The organism is Flavobacterium sp. GL_143, from assembly GCF_057834355.1.
This window is the reverse complement of sequence record NZ_CM174401.1, coordinates 2,147,311-2,164,577: the sequence shown is the minus strand read 5'-3', so window position 1 is coordinate 2,164,577 and position 17,267 is coordinate 2,147,311. Positions and strand designations below refer to the sequence as shown.

Genomic DNA, 17,267 nt, shown 5'->3' with positions numbered 1-17,267 from the left:
ATGGTATTTTGTATAAATTTGCATCAATAAAGATACAACTTTCTTTTACACATACAAATTTTAACTATCCTGTTTTGATAACAAAAGAAAATATATTAGCTATCGCTAAAAAAACGATACTCTCTGAAAGCGAAGCAGTTGCAAAATTAATTAATTTTTTAGATGAAAATTTCACTCTAGCTGTTCAACAGATATACGAATCGAAAGGTCGATTAGTAGTCACAGGAATAGGAAAAAGTGCAATTATTGCGCAAAAAATGGTTGCAACTTTCAACTCTACAGGAACACCTTCATTATTCCTTCATGCATCTGAAGCAATTCATGGAGATTTAGGAATGATTCAAAACGAAGATGTTATTATTTGCATTTCAAAAAGCGGCAACAGCCCTGAAATCAAAGTTTTAGTTCCATTATTAAAACGTTTTGGCAATACATTAATTGCTATTACAGGAAACATGACTTCATTCTTAGCCAAAGGCAGTGATCATGTTTTAAATACAACTGTTGACATGGAAGCTTGCCCAATAAACCTGGCACCAACCAACAGCACTACGGCACAACTTGTAATGGGAGACGCTCTTGCGGTTTGTTTAATGGAAATGCGCGATTTTAAACCTGAAGATTTTGCTGTATATCATCCTGGAGGTGCATTAGGAAAAAAACTTTTACTTCGTGTGAAAGACATGATTGAACATTCGTTAAAACCAACTGTTAGCCCAGATTCTTCAATCAAAAAAGTTATATTTGAAATATCAGAAAAACGACTAGGTGTAACTGCTGTTGTAGAAAATGATAAAATTATCGGAATTATCACTGATGGAGATATCCGACGAATGCTAAACGACAGAGATACTTTTGCCGATTTAACCGCAATAGACATTATGACTAAAAATCCAAAAATGGTATCATCAGACACAATGGCTGTAGATGCTTTGAATATATTAGAAGACTTTTCGATTACCCAATTAATTGTTTCCGACAATGGAGAATATAAAGGGGTATTACATTTACATGACATTTTAAAAGAAGGAATCGTATAATGGCAAATAAAAAGAACCTAGGCGAAATGTCGTTTTTAGATCATCTTGAAGAACTAAGATGGTTATTAGTAAGAAGTACAACTGCCATAATCATAATGGCTTTTTTAACCTACTTTATAAGTGATTACCTGTTTGATGTAATCATTTTTGGTCCTACAAGACCAACTTTTTTTACGTATCAGTTTTTTTGTGAATTATCTCATAAATTAGGTTTTGCCGAAAACATCTGTATTACCGAGATGCCATTTATCATCCAGAATACACAAATGGAAGGACAGGTAAATGTTTTTGTGTGGATGTGTATCTTAGCCGGATTCATCTTGAGTTTTCCTTATATTTTATGGGAAATATGGAAATTTATTAGCCCTGCATTATATGTAAAAGAACGTAAAAATGCTAAAGTATTCATCTTTGTTTCCTCTTTACTTTTCTTCTTAGGAGTAACATTCGGGTACTTTGTAGTAATCCCCATGTCTGTAAACTTCGTAGCTACTTTTACAGTAAGTGATATTGTAAAAAATCAATTTACTCTAGAGTCTTATATGGGAATGGTAAAAACTAGTATTTTGGCTGGCGGACTATTCTTTGAACTACCAATCGTTATTTATTTCCTTACCAAATTAGGATTAGTAACTCCACGTTTTTTACGAAAATACTGGAAATATGCTGTAATTATAATCCTAATCGTAGCGGCAATTGTAACTCCTCCTGATGTTGTGAGTCAAACAATTGTAGCAATACCAATGTTACTGATTTATGAGTTGAGTATCTTTATTTCGGTACTTGTATATAAAAAACAAAACAAAGAATTAAATGTCTGATATCATACAAGAATTTAACGACTATCGTTCTAAAATGAACGAAAAGTTATTAGCAGATAACAACAAAATTGTAAAGCGAATTTTTAACCTGGATACCAATGCTTATGCAGCAGGTGCTCTTGATGTAAAAACAAAAGAGCTTTTAGGCTTAGTTGCCTCGGCAGTTTTACGTTGTGATGATTGCGTAAAATACCATCTTGAAACTTCTTTTAAAGAAGGGGTTACCAAAGAAGAAATGATGGAAGCAATGGGAATTGCAACCTTAGTTGGCGGTACAATCGTAGTTCCTCATTTGCGCAGAGCATATGAATTTTGGGAAGCTTTAGAAGAAACTGAAACTAAATAATTGTTAAATAGGTTTATTTGTTGAATCGTTTATTCGTTAATTTGTACCGAATAAACGATTCGAACGTTTAAACGATTAAACTTAAAAAATGAAATTAAGAGCCGATAATTTAATCAAAACCTACAAAGGCCGTAGTGTAGTAAAAGGTATTTCTGTTGAGGTAAACCAAGGAGAAATAGTTGGTCTTTTAGGTCCAAATGGAGCAGGTAAAACCACTTCATTTTACATGATTGTAGGATTGGTAAAACCAAATTCGGGCAATATTTATCTTGATGATTTAAATATTACCGATTTCCCTATGTACAAAAGAGCTCAACACGGAATTGGATATTTAGCTCAAGAAGCATCTGTTTTTAGAAAACTAAGCATCGAAGACAATATCTTAAGTGTACTACAACTAACCACTTTATCTAAAGCGGAGCAGGAAGCTAAAATGGAAAGTTTAATCGAAGAATTTAGCTTGGAGCATATTCGTACCAACCGAGGAGATTTACTTTCGGGAGGTGAGCGCCGTCGTACCGAAATTGCACGTGCTCTTGCTACCGATCCTAAGTTTATCTTACTAGATGAACCTTTTGCAGGAGTTGACCCTGTTGCAGTAGAAGACATCCAACGAATCGTAGCGCAATTAAAAAATAAAAATATCGGAATTTTAATCACCGACCATAACGTACAAGAAACTCTTGCTATTACTGATAAAACGTATCTTATGTTTGAAGGAGGAATCCTAAAAGCTGGCGTACCTGAAGAATTGGTAGAAGACGAAATGGTGCGTCGTGTATATCTAGGTCAGAATTTTGAACTTCGTAAAAAGAAACTGGAATTCTAAAAAGAGTATTCAGTCACGGCTTTAAGTATTCAATCGCAGTATTCAGTTCCAAAAAACCGAGTACTGCGATTTTTTTTTACTAAGACTGTAAACTGCGACTATAAACTTAATCGACTGTTATAAATTGTAATTGCTGTAAATCGCCGTTATAAATATTCACATCGACAGTATGCTTTATTCCTGGCATTGTTGCTTTCTCTGTAAATTGCCAAAACAACCAATCATCCTCAATCTTTTCTCGATAAAAATTATAATTGGCTATCCAAAAAAGATAATCACTAAATTCTTCTTTCAGGAAATCATCATAATATCTTTCTCCGCTATATATAATTGGTCGTACTTTATAGTGTTCTTCCACTTTATTCAACCATCTTTTTAATCCTTTTTTCAAACTATCTAAAGACTGGTTTTTAGGTAATTTTTCAATATCCAGAACAGGAGGTAAATCACCTTTATGTAATTTAACCGTTTTAATAAAAAGATTGGCTTGCTCTATCGAGTTTTCGTTCGGACGATAATAATGGTATGCTCCACGGATAATCTTTTGCTCTTTGGCCCCTAGCCAATTATTCAAAAATTGATTATCAACACGATCATTTCCAGCTGTAGCACGTATAAAAACAAATGAAATTGGGAATTTCTGCTCCAGACTATCTACTTTACTCCAACGAATTTTTCCTTGAAATTCGGATACATCCAAACCAATTGCCATTCCTTGGTGATTAGCCAAAACCTGGTAATTCCTAACATCCGAAAGACGTTTATCTTCGGCTTCTTTTTCTGAAACTTTATCTGTTTTAAAACTAAAGTAATACGCTAAACCATTTCGGTAATGATAAACGACTCCTAGAAAAAGAGCAATAAAAGCCGAAAAAACAATGAAACGAAAAAACTTCCCTATAGAACTGGTTGATTTAGATTTCCGATTTGAGGTCTGCTTTCTTTTGGTAACTTTTCTTTTCATTCAATAAAAAAACTACTTTTTCAGAAACTTATTGTTTATAACTGACAATATTATATAAGTAATGATTACCAATGGAATCCCTAGATATTGGAAGAAGACCAATAACAAAACCGACAATGATAAAAAACCAACTTGTAGTCCGTTATCCTTTAAATTGAATTTTTTAAATTTTAATGAAAATAAAGGAATTTCGGCATTTAGAATATAAGCACTAAATAATGCTATCACTAACAAAATCCATTGATTTGTTAAGATTTCAAGTATCACCAACGAATCTGAATATTTTAAAACCAAGGGTAAACTCAAAATAAACAGTGCGTTTGCAGGCGTTGGTAATCCAATAAATGAATCTGTCTGGCGCGTATCTATATTAAAATTTGCTAAACGATAACAAGAACCTAGAGTTACAATGAATCCTAAAAACGGAGTAAACTCAGAACCAATAATATTGTGAGCATTTGAGCTACTAACAAATAAGCTATACATTACATAACCTGGTACTACACCACTAGTTACCATATCTGCCAATGAATCTAACTGTAAACCTAATGGACTGGATACTTTAAATAATCGAGCAAAAAAACCATCGAAAAAATCAAAAAAGATTCCTAAACAAACAAAATAGAAAGCCATTTCATAATCTAATTTAGAAACAAAAACAACAGCTATGCATCCACAAAAAAGATTGATTAATGTAATAGCATTAGGTACATGTTTTTTAATATTCATTGCAAATAAAATTTAAGTATGATAAGCAACAAATTTACTATAATAACTGAATGGAATGTACGTTTTTATTAGAGTTTTTTACACAAAAGTTAGACTTTAGCATTATTTACAAAAAGGAATAAATAAGCTCAGTAAAAAATTATATTTTTGGTAAAAATTAAACAGACTTCGGTTTATAAAAATTAGCTCTTGAAGAAAATTTTATTGTTTTTACTATTTTGTGTTCAAACGGCAAATTACAGCCAAACGGTTCGTAAATACTCTAACGAGTTTATGAACATTGGTGTCGATGCTGCAGCTCTTGCCATGTCGAGTGCAGTGGTTGCATCTACGACAGATGTAAACTCAGTTTACTGGAATCCAGCAGGTTTAACCAATCTTCAAGACCATCAAGTTGCTTTGATGCATGCTAATTATTTTGCCAATATCGCACAATATGATTATATTGGCTACGCAAGTCCGATAGATGACCGAAGTGCTTGGGGAATTTCATTAATTCGTTTTGGAGTAGATGACATTTTAGATACTACAGAATTAATAGACAATCAAGGAAATATTGATTATAATCGAATCAGTCTTTTCTCGACTGCTGATTATGGTTTTACGTTTTCATATGCTAGAAAATTACCCGTTCCTGGATTTCAATATGGTGTTAATGCCAAAGTCATCCGACGTATTATTGGTAAATTTGCTAATTCTTGGGGCTTTGGATTTGATTTAGGATTACAATTTGAGAAAAATGACTGGCGTTTTGGTTTGATGGTGCGTGATATTACAACCACTTATAATGTTTGGAATATAGATGAGAAGGAATACAAAAAAATCTCTGATGCCATTCCGGGAGAAAATCAGGAGTTACCCGAAAGCACAGAAATTACATTGCCAAAAGCGCAATTAGGTATTGCGAAAAAATTTATAATCAGATATGATTATAGTGTTTTAGTAGCTACAAATATGAATATGCGTTTTGAAAGAACGAAAGATATAATCTCTAGTAATGTGGTAAGTATTGATCCTGCATTAGGATTAGAGTTTGGATATACCGATTTAGTTTTCTTGAGAGCTGGAGTTGGAAATTTTCAGAACGTAACACAATTAGATAATTCTGAGAAAGTAGGTTTTCAACCTAATATCGGTCTCGGTTTTAAATATAAAGGTATCCAGGTTGATTATGCTTTAACAGATTTAGGAAATCAAAGCGTTGCTTTATATTCTAATATTTTCTCTCTTAAAGTAGACTTAGGTCTCTTTAGAAAATAAATAATTACATCCCAAAGAAACATTGATAATTCATTTAAAAAAATATCTATGAAAACATATTCATCAAAAAAAATATTCTTTTTACTATTGTTTTTTGTGTTTATCAACAACAGTTTTGGGCAAAGCATTTTATTATCCAAAGATTCTAAAGTTAGCGTATTAACTTGCGGAACCGGAAATGAACCTTATTCTCTTTTTGGCCACACAGCTATTAGAATAAAGGATTCTATTAACGCTCTTGATATAGTATATAATTATGGTACTTTCGATTTCAGAACTCCTAATTTTGTTGCTAAATTCACAAAAGGTGACTTACAATATTACGCTACAGCAAATTCCTATCTCGATTTTATTAATGAATACAACTATACAAAACGTAGTGTTTACGAACAAGAATTAAATATTTCTGATAATCTTAAACAAAAACTATTTGATAATTTAAACACAACGCTACTTTCTGAAGATAGATTTTACACCTATAAATTTATTGACAAAAATTGTACTTCTATGGTTGTTGATATCATCAATAAATCTTTAAACGGTACTGTAATTACAAAAAAAGGAGATACTGATAAAACATACAGAACTATACTATACCCTTATTTTGACGGACACTTTTATGAAAAACTAGGTATCAGTATTATTTTTGGAAAGAAAGTAGATGAACTTGGAACAAAAATATTCTTGCCTTTTGAATTAAAAAATAGTCTGGACAAAACAACTTTTCAAAATCATCCTTTAGTAAAAGAGAATAAAACAATTCTATCTTTTGATAAAGAACCAACTCATTCTTGGTGGAACAACTGGTATACTTACATTATTATACTGGCATTTATCATCTTTATAAGTAAAAGGAGTATTGATAAAGCCTATCTTTTAATAATGGGGTTGTTGGGGTTATTTTTTGTTTTTATAGGCTTTTATTCCTTACACAAGGAACTAGAATTCAACTATAACATTTTGTTGTTTAGCCCTTTTTTACTTATTCTTTTGATTTTTAATCTTATGAAAAACAAAAAATGGACTTATAGATTATCACTTATCCATATCGTTTTACTAATTGTATATGGATTGTTTATGATTAATAAGGCTTCATTCCTGATTGTTTTACCTCTAATTATAACTAGTGGAGTTGTGCTTGTGCGTGTGGCAATTAAGAATAAAAAACCAATTCCTATTATTATATAATTATTGTCCTCTATAAAATAAAACTGTAGTAATGGTTTTAAAAGTAATACTTAGATCCAGAAAAATACTTCTGTGTTTTATGTAATACAAGTCATATTGTAGTTTTATTAAACTTTCTTCTATCGATTCTCCGTAAGAATAATTTACTTGTGCCCAACCAGTAAGTCCTGGCTTAATAATGTGTCTTGTTTCATAAAATGGCATAACCTGAGCAATTTCTTTTACAAAGAAAGGACGCTCTGGTCTAGGACCAATAACAGCCATATCACCTTTTATAACGTTAATAAATTGCGGTAATTCATCTATTCTGGATTTACGCATCATCTTCCCAAAAGGTGTAACCCGTACATCATTTGCAGCAGCAAAAGCAACTCCTTTAGATTCAGAGTTTTTTACCATTGTACGGAATTTATATATTTTAAAAACCGCTCCATCTTTTCCTATTCTGTCCTGGGTATAGAAAAGACTGCCTCGATTACCGATACAATTTCCTATAACTATAAATGGTATTAAAATAATGCCAATTAATAATCCGAACAAAGAAAAAACGAATTCAAAAAAACGTACTACCAACAAATATAACTTGTTACTATTACTACGACTAAAAGGAAAAAAACGATAAAAATCCCTTGCTATATATTGTACAGGAATACGTTGTGTTTTGCTCTCGTATACTTGAGTATATTCTCTAATTATTTTACCAGACTCTAGTAAATGTAATAATTGCTGGTATAAATCGGCAGTAATCCCATCTGTCTTTTGGGAAGCTATAACAATCTCGGATACATTATTATTTTTTACAAATTCTTCTAACTCATCTTTTTTAATCTCTTTTGCATAATGGTATTCTGAAGAACTATTATTTAAAGAATCTGAATTTACAAAACCAATGATTTTATAATGTGGGTCAACATTTTCCAATCCTAAGACTAATTCTTCTACTTGATCTTGATCACAGATTAAAACTACATTTTGAAAAAAACGATGTGACGCGAGAAAATAAACATAAAATAAGCGCCAAAATAGAATGGCAAAAAGTACCGCAAAATAAAATATAACTATTGAAATTCTCTGTTTAGGTAATTCTGGTGATAAAATTGGAGTTAACAAATACACTAAAACTGTTGTCGAAACTGCAATAACTGTACTTTTAATAATTTGAAATTGATTACTGGCTACTTGCAGGTTATACATTTCAAAAATAGATCCAAAAAGGTTAAAATATATCACCAATACTAATACTCCATAATAATTAGTACTTGTAATATTAAAATAACGATAATCAAATATCTGGCTTAATAAATATAATGTAGCTAAGATAAAAAAAGAATCAAAAAACCTAAGAATGACTTTACGTTCTGATATTTCAAAATGAATCTTATTTTTTTGTGGCATTTTGGTTATAGTGGTTAAGTTGCATAATTAAATTTGGGGAAATTTAAAATTATGGAAGCAAATGTATCATAAAATTAGTAATCAATCATTATTAATATCAATAGTATTTTCATTTGTATTATTACCTGATTTAACTTTAATTATGTTAATCAAAGTTAGTGCATATACAAAAGCGGGAGCAGCTGTTCGCATAGCAGCATGATTTATGGTAAGGAGCCAAAAAGCATAAAATGACAGAAAATAGAAATGTCCACGATTCGTATAGTACAATACAAAAGGCATTATAAAAAGTATCAAAAGTCCTGACACACCAAAGATACCATGTTCGCTCAACATACGTGTAATTTCGTTATGTGAAGCTACCTCTACTCCAAAAACCTTTTTCCTATACTCTTTACCAGCCCCAGCCCCAATTCCTAATATTGGATTATCAAAAAAAACTTTAAGTTCGATATCTATAATAGCTTCTCTCCCTCCTAATCTATCTTTTTTTATTCTTCCCGCTGCATCTTGATTAGCATAACGTTTACCAATTAATCCTGAAGTCTGTACAGAGCTATATGTCCAAATTCCTAAACCCATAACAATTGTAATGATAAACACCAAAGCCAGTTTTCCTTTTACTTTGGCACTAGAATAGCAATACAACACTAATAATAATAAAGCAATCATAACCACTCCTGTTATAACTCCTCCTCTCGAAAAAGTTACTATGGCTCTATAACTAATAACTAATAACAGTATTCCGTTTAGAATCAGTAGTTTTTTTGATTTGGAAAAAAGAATCAATTGCGTAAAAAACACAAACATCCCTAATCCTAAAACTGTAGAAACCTGATTAGGCCCAAATCCTCCGGAAGTTTCAAAATTAGATTGCGTACCTGTAACAACACTCTGTACACTAGGATTATATAAAAACAAATATGCGGTTGTTGTTAGTATTGGCAATCCCATTGCTAAAACAATATTTTGCAACTCAGGAAAAGAGATTTTTCGATTAAAAGTATATATAGCACAAATCCCCAAACATAAGGCTCCTGATAAATTAAAAACCAAAACTTTTTTTATATCTGTCGAAAAATCATCTGAAATCGAGGTTACTAAAACACCAGGAACCAGCAATAATATAAAAAGACCATATACTAATGCATTAGTAGAAAAACTACTATACAGCATTCCTATAAATATAAAAAAGATGACACTCAGTTTAATATATTCATTATTTAGATTTCCTCCTGTCATTCTTAAAAAGACCTCAACACCAACCATATATGCAGCAACTAAGAGTACTTCATTATTTCTGTTTTTTGTTTTCAGAACAAAAAGCAATCCAACAATTGGAATAATAAGCGCATAAATCTTAGACAAAAAAGGCATCAAAAAAACAACCAATGCAATTACCAGATGCATTAAAACTAAGTAAGTATAAGACAAATATTTTGTTTTCATGGTTATTATGCTTTATAAGCTAAAATTAGTTTCTGTATAACAACATCCTTTACATAATTTTCTGAAACAACTTTATTCAAAGACATTCCTAATTCGTTTCTCAATTCAATATTTGAAATTAATTTAATAATCTGATTTTCAAAATCTGACATTTTCAAAGGATTAAACAATAAACCCGTGTTATTATCTTTAATAACCGAAGAGCAATAACCAACGTTTGTTGAAACTACTGGTAAAGCTGCAAGTCCATATTCTAATAATGTTACAGGAAAACCTTCATCTGTAGAAGCTAAAACTCCTATTGTAGCTTGAGATAAAATGTGCGCTATGTCATTTCTTGAATTATACAAATAAATATTATCCTCTAAGTGATTTTCTTTTATGAATACCTTAATCAAATCTGAATACTCATCAAAATAATCCTTTCCTATTAGATGTAAACTCCATTCTAAATCACTTAATTTTAAATTTTCAAAAGCTTTTACTATCATCAGATGATTTTTGGGATTTTTCAGGTTTGCGAGAAACACAATTCTTTTATCCTTAGTACCTCTTAAAAAAGTAGAACTTTGTGTCTTTTCTATCAATATTGCAAAATTTGGAATAAAAAACACTTTTGAACATAACATATTTTTTTTATTCCATTTCTCCAATAGAGGATTAACAGTAAGAATCGATGAGAAGAAAATTGAAGAAAAGACTAAAATACTATTTTTAACTTTTGATTCATGTATTCTTTTCCCATAGTGATCATGGCAAATTACTTTAATTTTCGGTAAAGTAAATTTTAATAGGACAGCCAAAAAGAAAGAAGAACTATGTGCATGAATAATCGTTATCTTATTTTTTACAGTATAATTTCTTAGCTTGAAAATAGCTTGAAAATCAATAGCTGTCTTTTTGTTTAAAAACAAATAGGAAACTTTAGAATCAATCTGTTCTTTGAGAGCACCTTCTTTACGTGTTACAACCAATCCAGAAAATTCGATTGTTTGACTAAGGGCGTTTGCAAAATTTACTGTCATTCGTTCTGCACCTCCAGCCTCAAGCGAATCTATCATTTGCAAAACTCTCATGATTGCAGTAATTTTTTAATTTCAACTTCAAAGACATCTGTTGTAAATTTCTGTGACCATTCAGATGCTTTCATACTTTTATCAGCCAAACATTTTTTGTCTTTCAAGATTATTTCTAACTGACGTAAATCATCTAATAAACTCATTTTAAGCAAAACTCCTCGATTGCCATAATCCAACATAAAAGGAACACATGAAACAGATGTTGCTACTGGAATACACCCCCAAAACATTCCCTCAGCAATAGCTTTTGGCCATCCTTCACTTTTAGATGGTAAAATTACGAATCCACTATTCAGATATGCTTTTTTAATTATTTCCTGGTTTTGATTTCCATGCAAAAAAATATAATTTTTCAAATCATTTTCTGAAATATATTTTTCCAGAACTATACGCCCAACACCTTCTCCGTATAAATTTAATGATACATCATAACCTTTTTTATACAAACTTTCTATTAATTGAATCGCATATAAAGGATTTTTTCCCGAAACTAAAGTACCTACAAAAACGAAATTCATTTGTTTTTTCGTCACTAATGCTTTAAAATCCAGCTTCTCACTTTCAGCATATGTGGCAGTAAAAAAGTGTTTTATATTTTTAGTACTCTTCTCCCATTCTCCATAAACTAGAACCTGCATGTTTCTAGTTAAAAATGTATTACTTAAAATCCATTTTTGTAATTTATAACTTAATGGTTGCTTTGCTTGATGATCCCAATTACCTGCATATTTTGCTGTTTTCTGTTTATTCGGAAAAAATATCTGAACCAGACAGCCTAATAAACCAATGTTACCTGGACAACGCAAGTGAATATGATCAGCTGTCTTCATTGCTTTAAACAAAACAATCACATTATAAATATTATAAAAAACAGACAGAAAAGCATTTTTAAGAGTATTTAAATTTGAATCAATTAATTCAAAATTCTTAGTAAAATCAAATGGGATTTTTGATATTAAAAGCCCACGGTCATTTTCCCATACAGGACAACAAAAAAATAGTTCATCACTAAATTTTCTCAAAATAATTAATTCGTTTACATAAGGTCCATAAGCATAACTGTACTTATCCTTATAAATCAATGGTGCATTTGAAACAATTAGTAATTTCATTAAATATATCCTTCTGAGCCTCTATCAGAGATTATTACTGCTGGCACTCCTGAGACAACTACATTATCAGGAAAAGAATCATTTACCATTGAGCAGGCTCCAATTAAAACCTTATTTCCTATATTAATTTTACCTGCAATAATTGCATTAGCACCTATATATACCTCATCTCCTAAAACAGGTGTCCCTCTTTTTTCATCAATACCAGAAACGCCGATGGTGACTCCTTGTGATATGTTACAATTATTACCAATTATACTATTTGAATTTACAATTATTCCTCCAAAATGTCCTACATAAAAGGAATGTCCAATTTTTGCTGAATATGGGATTGAAATCCCTGTGATTATTTCAATCCATTTTTGCCATAATAAAGCTAGAAATAATAAAGGAAACCTGAAAATTTTCCATTTAATTCTGATATGAATATAATGTGCTACCCTATATTGAAAAGTTGCCCAAAAACCTTGCGTAAAAAATACGATACCAAAAAAATTACCTCCGTATTTTTGATATTTCTTGTAATCTGATTTTATGAGTTGAAATAAATTCATTGGAATTATATTTTTTTCTTCATCAACATCGTTACATGCATACAACTAAATAAAACTGAATCTGAAGTTGTTGAATTATCCCAGTCTTCTTTGTGCCATTTTTGCCCAATTGTTTTCTTTTTTTCATCTGAAATTGGCAACATATTTATCATCACAATCCATTTAGATTTCCCTAAAACCCCTCTTCTTTCGATTATATTAAAAGAGTTTTGAAATTTATAAAAAACTTTTCTTGTGAATGGCCATTCCCAAGCAGCATCAGATTGAAATGGTCTATATAATGTTCTCAATATTTTTATTGGCAAACTTGTTTCAAGCGGATCATAACTTATAATTTCCCCTCCTGAACTTAATTTTTCATTTAACCTATCAATTAAAATTGTGGTGTTTTCAAAATGATGTAAAACTCCATAAGCATAAATCAAATCAAAATTATCAGTCGCAAATTCATCGGAAAGAAAGTCAACTGTTTTGGCTTCGGCATTAGGAAATTGCTTGAGTTTCTCATTTAGCTTCTCAATAGCAACATCACTTAAATCAATTCCTAAATACTCTTTTGCATTTTCGGCTAAATGCATCGACCAATAATTACCCGAAAAACATCCTAAATCTAAAACCTTTTTATCCGACAAATCTCCAAACCATTGTTTGTGTAAAACATAAGCCTGATCCTGAACACCAACATTTTTTTTAATTTTATTTAAAATCCCATTTCTAAATTTTGACCATAGCCTAGTTGCGGAATTCTTTTTCTTGGTATTATAAAATTCTTTTTGTTTTATGTTAATCTCTAAAATTGTATGTTTTGATTTCATTTTTATAATTTAGGTTTATTCAATAATAGACTCCACCAACCAATCGTTCTTCCAATTGCTTCTGTCAAAGCTTCTTTTTTCTTATTAGAAGTAAGAACATTACTAAATCTAATTAATGTCAAAAGTATAGTAATTGAGTGCCATTTTAAATAATCTTTCAAATTAGGCTTCGAATTTTTCACGTGCCACACATACCAACCATTTCGCACTACCATTTTACCGTATTGATATTGATTTGGTCGTCCTGAATCGGCATGAAAATGTTGTAATTTAGCTGCCGTATTTAAATACAGCTTTCCTATTTTCGCCACTCTTAATGTAAAATCAGCATCCTCATACAAACCATATCCTTCAAAATAAGTAGAAAATGAAAGCTTATCAAAAACTGATTTTCTAAAAGAAGAAACTCCTCCCATTAATTGTTCTACTTGATATGTTTTATCACTTGGCGGCAAAAAACCAACACTTCTTCCATGCGAAAATAAAGGAGAAAAACCAGGAGGACAATTACTATCCAGATGCAATTTTTTTCGTAAAACAAAACGACTTCCATCTTTACGTTTCCATCCGTCAAAATAAAACTCATTTATAGAAGCTTTATAATTCTTATTTACTTTTTCCCATTTTGTTTCGTTTATAATATACCCTCCAACACCTAATGCATCTGGATAATCTTTATAAGTATTAATTAACTCCTCAAAATAGTTTTCTTCTAAAACAGTATCATCATCTAAAAAGCAAACAATCTCAATAGCATCATTTACTTTATTAATTCCAAAATTTCTTTGTTTGGTAAGCCCACGGTTTTTATCATCAACTAAGAAATATTTTAAATTTTTAAACTGATTTTCATTTAAAATATCCTCTGTTTTATTATTTGTAGATCCATCAATAATTAAAATTTCATCTGGATACAAAGTTTGTCTCTGAACCGATTGCAATAATATCAACAATGGTTCTGGTCGCATATAAGTACAAATAATTAATGATATCTTCATGACTTACTTATTAATTCATTAGCCCAATACATGCTTTGTTTCCATTCTTTTTTAAATTTCGCAAAATATTTTAATGGATTTTTGACATTTTGAAACTTATAATATTTAAAGAATAAAATGGTCTTAAAACCATTAATTTGCTCTAAATTCTGATTTTTAAGTTTTAAAACCATAATTGTAGGTGAAGGTTTTGGCTGTATAGCTTCTCCATCCCAAGGAAATGTTGGCTTTATCCTAAACCCTCCCATAGGGGCTTTAAGGTGTAGTATTGAAATTTTAGGAAAATACAAAACATCTGCACCTATATTACGTAACTGTAAACCAAAATCGATATCCTCACCATAACCGAATTCTAAACTTTTGCTAAAGCTTACTTCCTTTAACAATTCTGACTTTAAAAAACTATTCCCTGAACCAAAATTCCCAGATTGGCTAATTATCTTATTTACTAATTTCTCGTTAGGCTGTAAATACGAAGCAGACAAAACTAAAATGCCATACTGCTCAATATTCTTAAATACATTTTCTATTAAATTAATATCAAATCGATTGTCATCATCATTCAGAAATACCCACTCACTCTCTACCTGATTAAGAGCAATATTTCTGGCATTGCAAGCTCCTGCCTGATGTGTAAAAGTATGCTTTATAATAAATGGCCAATCTTCTGAAGTTAAATAATCTAACTCTGAAATACTCCCTATTAAAGGATTTTGCTCTACAATTATTACATTTTTAGGTAAATGTGTTTGTTGGGATAAATCCTTTAGAACATCATACAAATATTCTTTCCTTCCAATAGTTGGGATAATAACATCAATAGTCCCTGTATTAATTACCTTTAATGAAGAACTAACTTTGATAGGATCTAGATTAATGCTATTAATATTTCTATTCTTAAAAGTTAAGCTATATAGAAAAGCTAATAAAGGGAATTTAAATTCATAAATCATTAAATTCAGGAATAACAAAAATATCCATCTGGTTCTATAATGCTGTTTCACAAATCTGAAAAGAATCAGACTAGAAGGCTTTGAAATCAAACGAATTTTATTTTCTAACAATAATTTCGGCTCCGAATAACACAATAACCCTAAAGGCATACATACCTTAGCTATTGAACTCAAATAGTAGTCAAAATTAGAATCTAATTTTATTTTTTTATTAATTTCCAAAAGTACAGCTGCATGAATCACTCCTACCAAACTACTCATTTGCCAAGTTGGATAACTTACCTTTTTATTGATTTTAATAAAAGGAGATTCGTCAACATAACCAATTTTCCGATCTAAAAAATCAACTTCATTAGGATTATAAGACATCATCACTTTATCATGATGAAAAAAATTATCTATAAATTCTAAATTAAGATATTGCTCGTAATTTTCATTACACCAAACTATTTTTGAAAACGGAAATTGAAAAGCCAATTCTATTAAACTGGATGCAATAGTATTGTTTTTATTAAAAGATAAAGTCTCGTTTTTTTCAGAAACAACTCTTGTAATCTTATTGTCTGAATGATATACTATTATCAAGATTTAAGAATTAATGATTTATAAAACTCAATATTATCTTTCGCTACTTTATCTATATCAAAAAACTTTTTAACTCTATTTCTTGCTTTTTTCCCCATTTCTCTTCCTAGACTTGAATCATCCAAAAGTTGCGTTATTCTTGATGCAAACAAATCATGATTTTTTGGACTTACTAAAAAACCACTTTCCCCATCAATAATCATTTCATTTGCCCAACCAATATCTGATGCAACAATAGATTTTTGCATAGCCATGGCTTCTAACCAAGATACAGGGAGTGCCTCTGCAAAAGAAGGAAATACGCATACAGTTGCTTCTTCAATTTTTGCTTTTATTTTAGAATAAGGTACACTTCCTAAATAATCCACATTCTTTTTAGCATCTTCTGAAAATAGTTCTTGCATCATTTGCCAGGTAGAAGAATTTCCAGAAATAATGTCTGAAACGTCTTTACCTATTAAAATTAATTTAGCATTAGGACTATTTTCTATTACTTTATTAAAAATTAATGGCAATTCGAGAAGTCCTTTTTTACGAATTAAACTTCCAAAATACAATATGGTTTTTTCTTTCTGAGGGTTTTCATTATCAGTCTTAAATAAATTAGCCTCAATAGGATTTGGAATAATTATAAATTCTTTATTTAAACCAAAAATGGCATTTGTTTTATCTGCAGTAAATTGACTTACCGATAACAGTTTATCTGCATTTTGCAAAGCTCTTTTTTCATGAAACTTATTAATCCATTTTACTGGACGATTGTCCAAATGGCAAAAATAAGTATCTGATCCATTTAAACGTATTATTAGTGGGCAGGATTTTGGCTTTATAAAAGATGAAATACCTGTCCAATCTGGAGCTTCTACTAAATCAATTTCTTTATCTAAAAATAATTGATCTATTATCCTTTCTAACTTTTTTCTTGTCAAAAACCATGATAATCCTTTTAACTTGATATTTTTTATTTGTTGTACAAGAATTCCATTATCATAAAAAGTAGTATCTTCTTTCTGACCATAAACAAGAATTCTAACAGAAACATCTTGTTCTAAAAGCCCTATTGCTAAATTTTTAATACTTGTACCAATACCTCCAGAATTACCTGTTTTAGGATGTGGGTATTCTGGAGTCAAAAATGCTATCTTCATTT

At 30.5% G+C, this 17,267-nt stretch carries 17 protein-coding genes; 6 read left to right on the top strand and 11 right to left on the bottom strand.

Going from position 1 to position 17,267, the window contains the following annotated elements; translation table 11 throughout:
* The first annotated feature begins 74 nt into the window (after positions 1–74).
* The 4 genes from AC3IPI_RS09415 (at position 75) to lptB (ending at position 3,036) form a co-directional block, all read left to right on the top strand.
* Positions 75–1,040, top strand: a complete 966-nt coding sequence (locus tag AC3IPI_RS09415; RefSeq protein ID WP_489158649.1) for a KpsF/GutQ family sugar-phosphate isomerase — start codon at positions 75–77, stop codon at positions 1,038–1,040.
* Positions 1,040–1,861 (top strand): twin-arginine translocase subunit TatC, encoded by an 822-nt coding sequence (gene tatC / locus AC3IPI_RS09410; RefSeq protein WP_323489768.1) that lies wholly within the window; start codon positions 1,040–1,042, stop codon positions 1,859–1,861. The genes AC3IPI_RS09415 and tatC overlap by 1 nt, the downstream gene beginning before the upstream one ends.
* Entirely contained in the window at positions 1,854–2,207 is a 354-nt protein-coding gene (locus AC3IPI_RS09405; protein WP_039111665.1) for a carboxymuconolactone decarboxylase family protein, read from the top strand. The genes tatC and AC3IPI_RS09405 overlap by 8 nt, the downstream gene beginning before the upstream one ends.
* A gap of 88 nt (positions 2,208–2,295) precedes the next feature.
* Positions 2,296–3,036: an LPS export ABC transporter ATP-binding protein gene (gene lptB / locus AC3IPI_RS09400; protein WP_039111666.1), complete on the top strand. Its 741-nt coding sequence runs from the start codon at positions 2,296–2,298 to the stop codon at positions 3,034–3,036.
* 106 nt (positions 3,037–3,142) lie between these two features.
* On the opposite strand, the gene AC3IPI_RS09395 is transcribed toward lptB, so the two are convergent.
* Together AC3IPI_RS09395 and AC3IPI_RS09390 are read right to left on the bottom strand one after the other, a co-directional pair.
* Positions 3,143–4,000, bottom strand: a complete 858-nt coding sequence (locus AC3IPI_RS09395; RefSeq protein ID WP_323489769.1) for a glycoside hydrolase family 25 protein — start codon at positions 3,998–4,000, stop codon at positions 3,143–3,145.
* A 12-nt stretch (positions 4,001–4,012) separates the two neighbouring features.
* Positions 4,013–4,729, bottom strand: a complete 717-nt coding sequence (locus AC3IPI_RS09390) for a CDP-alcohol phosphatidyltransferase family protein (RefSeq protein WP_489158645.1) — start codon at positions 4,727–4,729, stop codon at positions 4,013–4,015.
* 189 nt (positions 4,730–4,918) lie between these two features.
* Between AC3IPI_RS09390 and AC3IPI_RS09385 the strand changes: the two genes are divergently transcribed.
* Together AC3IPI_RS09385 and AC3IPI_RS09380 are read left to right on the top strand one after the other, a co-directional pair.
* Positions 4,919–5,989 (top strand): putative type IX sorting system protein PorV2, encoded by a 1,071-nt coding sequence (locus AC3IPI_RS09385; RefSeq protein ID WP_489158643.1) that lies wholly within the window; start codon positions 4,919–4,921, stop codon positions 5,987–5,989.
* Between the two features lie 48 nt (positions 5,990–6,037).
* Positions 6,038–7,177, top strand: coding sequence for a lipoprotein N-acyltransferase Lnb domain-containing protein (locus tag AC3IPI_RS09380; protein WP_489158641.1), 1,140 nt, complete (start codon positions 6,038–6,040; stop codon positions 7,175–7,177).
* Here the strand turns inward: AC3IPI_RS09380 and AC3IPI_RS09375 are convergent, their stop codons facing one another.
* The 9 genes from AC3IPI_RS09375 to AC3IPI_RS09335 all read right to left on the bottom strand — a co-directional run bounded on the left by AC3IPI_RS09375 (position 7,178) and on the right by AC3IPI_RS09335 (position 17,265).
* On the bottom strand, positions 7,178–8,572 hold the full coding sequence (locus tag AC3IPI_RS09375) for an exopolysaccharide biosynthesis polyprenyl glycosylphosphotransferase (protein WP_489158639.1): 1,395 nt from the start codon (positions 8,570–8,572) through the stop codon (positions 7,178–7,180).
* 81 nt (positions 8,573–8,653) lie between these two features.
* Positions 8,654–10,021 carry an O-antigen ligase family protein gene (locus AC3IPI_RS09370; RefSeq protein ID WP_489158637.1) on the bottom strand — a complete coding sequence of 456 codons (1,368 nt, stop codon included), beginning with the start codon at positions 10,019–10,021 and terminating at the stop codon, positions 8,654–8,656.
* Positions 10,022–10,026: 5 nt separating this feature from the next.
* Entirely contained in the window at positions 10,027–11,097 is a 1,071-nt protein-coding gene (locus AC3IPI_RS09365; RefSeq protein ID WP_489158635.1) for a glycosyltransferase, read from the bottom strand.
* Positions 11,094–12,212, bottom strand: coding sequence for a glycosyltransferase (locus tag AC3IPI_RS09360; protein WP_489158633.1), 1,119 nt, complete (start codon positions 12,210–12,212; stop codon positions 11,094–11,096). The genes AC3IPI_RS09365 and AC3IPI_RS09360 overlap by 4 nt, the downstream gene beginning before the upstream one ends.
* Complete coding sequence (locus tag AC3IPI_RS09355) at positions 12,212–12,766, bottom strand: serine O-acetyltransferase (RefSeq protein WP_489158631.1); 555 nt, start codon at positions 12,764–12,766, stop codon at positions 12,212–12,214. Before AC3IPI_RS09355 ends, AC3IPI_RS09360 begins: the two co-directional genes overlap by 1 nt.
* A 5-nt stretch (positions 12,767–12,771) precedes the next feature.
* Positions 12,772–13,581, bottom strand: coding sequence for a class I SAM-dependent methyltransferase (locus AC3IPI_RS09350; protein ID WP_489158629.1), 810 nt, complete (start codon positions 13,579–13,581; stop codon positions 12,772–12,774).
* 2 nt (positions 13,582–13,583) lie between these two features.
* The gene (locus AC3IPI_RS09345; protein WP_489158627.1) at positions 13,584–14,579 is read right to left on the bottom strand and encodes a glycosyltransferase family 2 protein; all 996 of its coding nucleotides are present in this window, start codon (positions 14,577–14,579) and stop codon (positions 13,584–13,586) included.
* Entirely contained in the window at positions 14,576–16,117 is a 1,542-nt protein-coding gene (locus AC3IPI_RS09340; protein ID WP_489158625.1) for a glycosyltransferase family 2 protein, read from the bottom strand. Before AC3IPI_RS09340 ends, AC3IPI_RS09345 begins: the two co-directional genes overlap by 4 nt.
* Entirely contained in the window at positions 16,114–17,265 is a 1,152-nt protein-coding gene (locus tag AC3IPI_RS09335) for a glycosyltransferase family 4 protein (protein WP_489158623.1), read from the bottom strand. Before AC3IPI_RS09335 ends, AC3IPI_RS09340 begins: the two co-directional genes overlap by 4 nt.
* Positions 17,266–17,267: the final 2 nt, after the last annotated feature.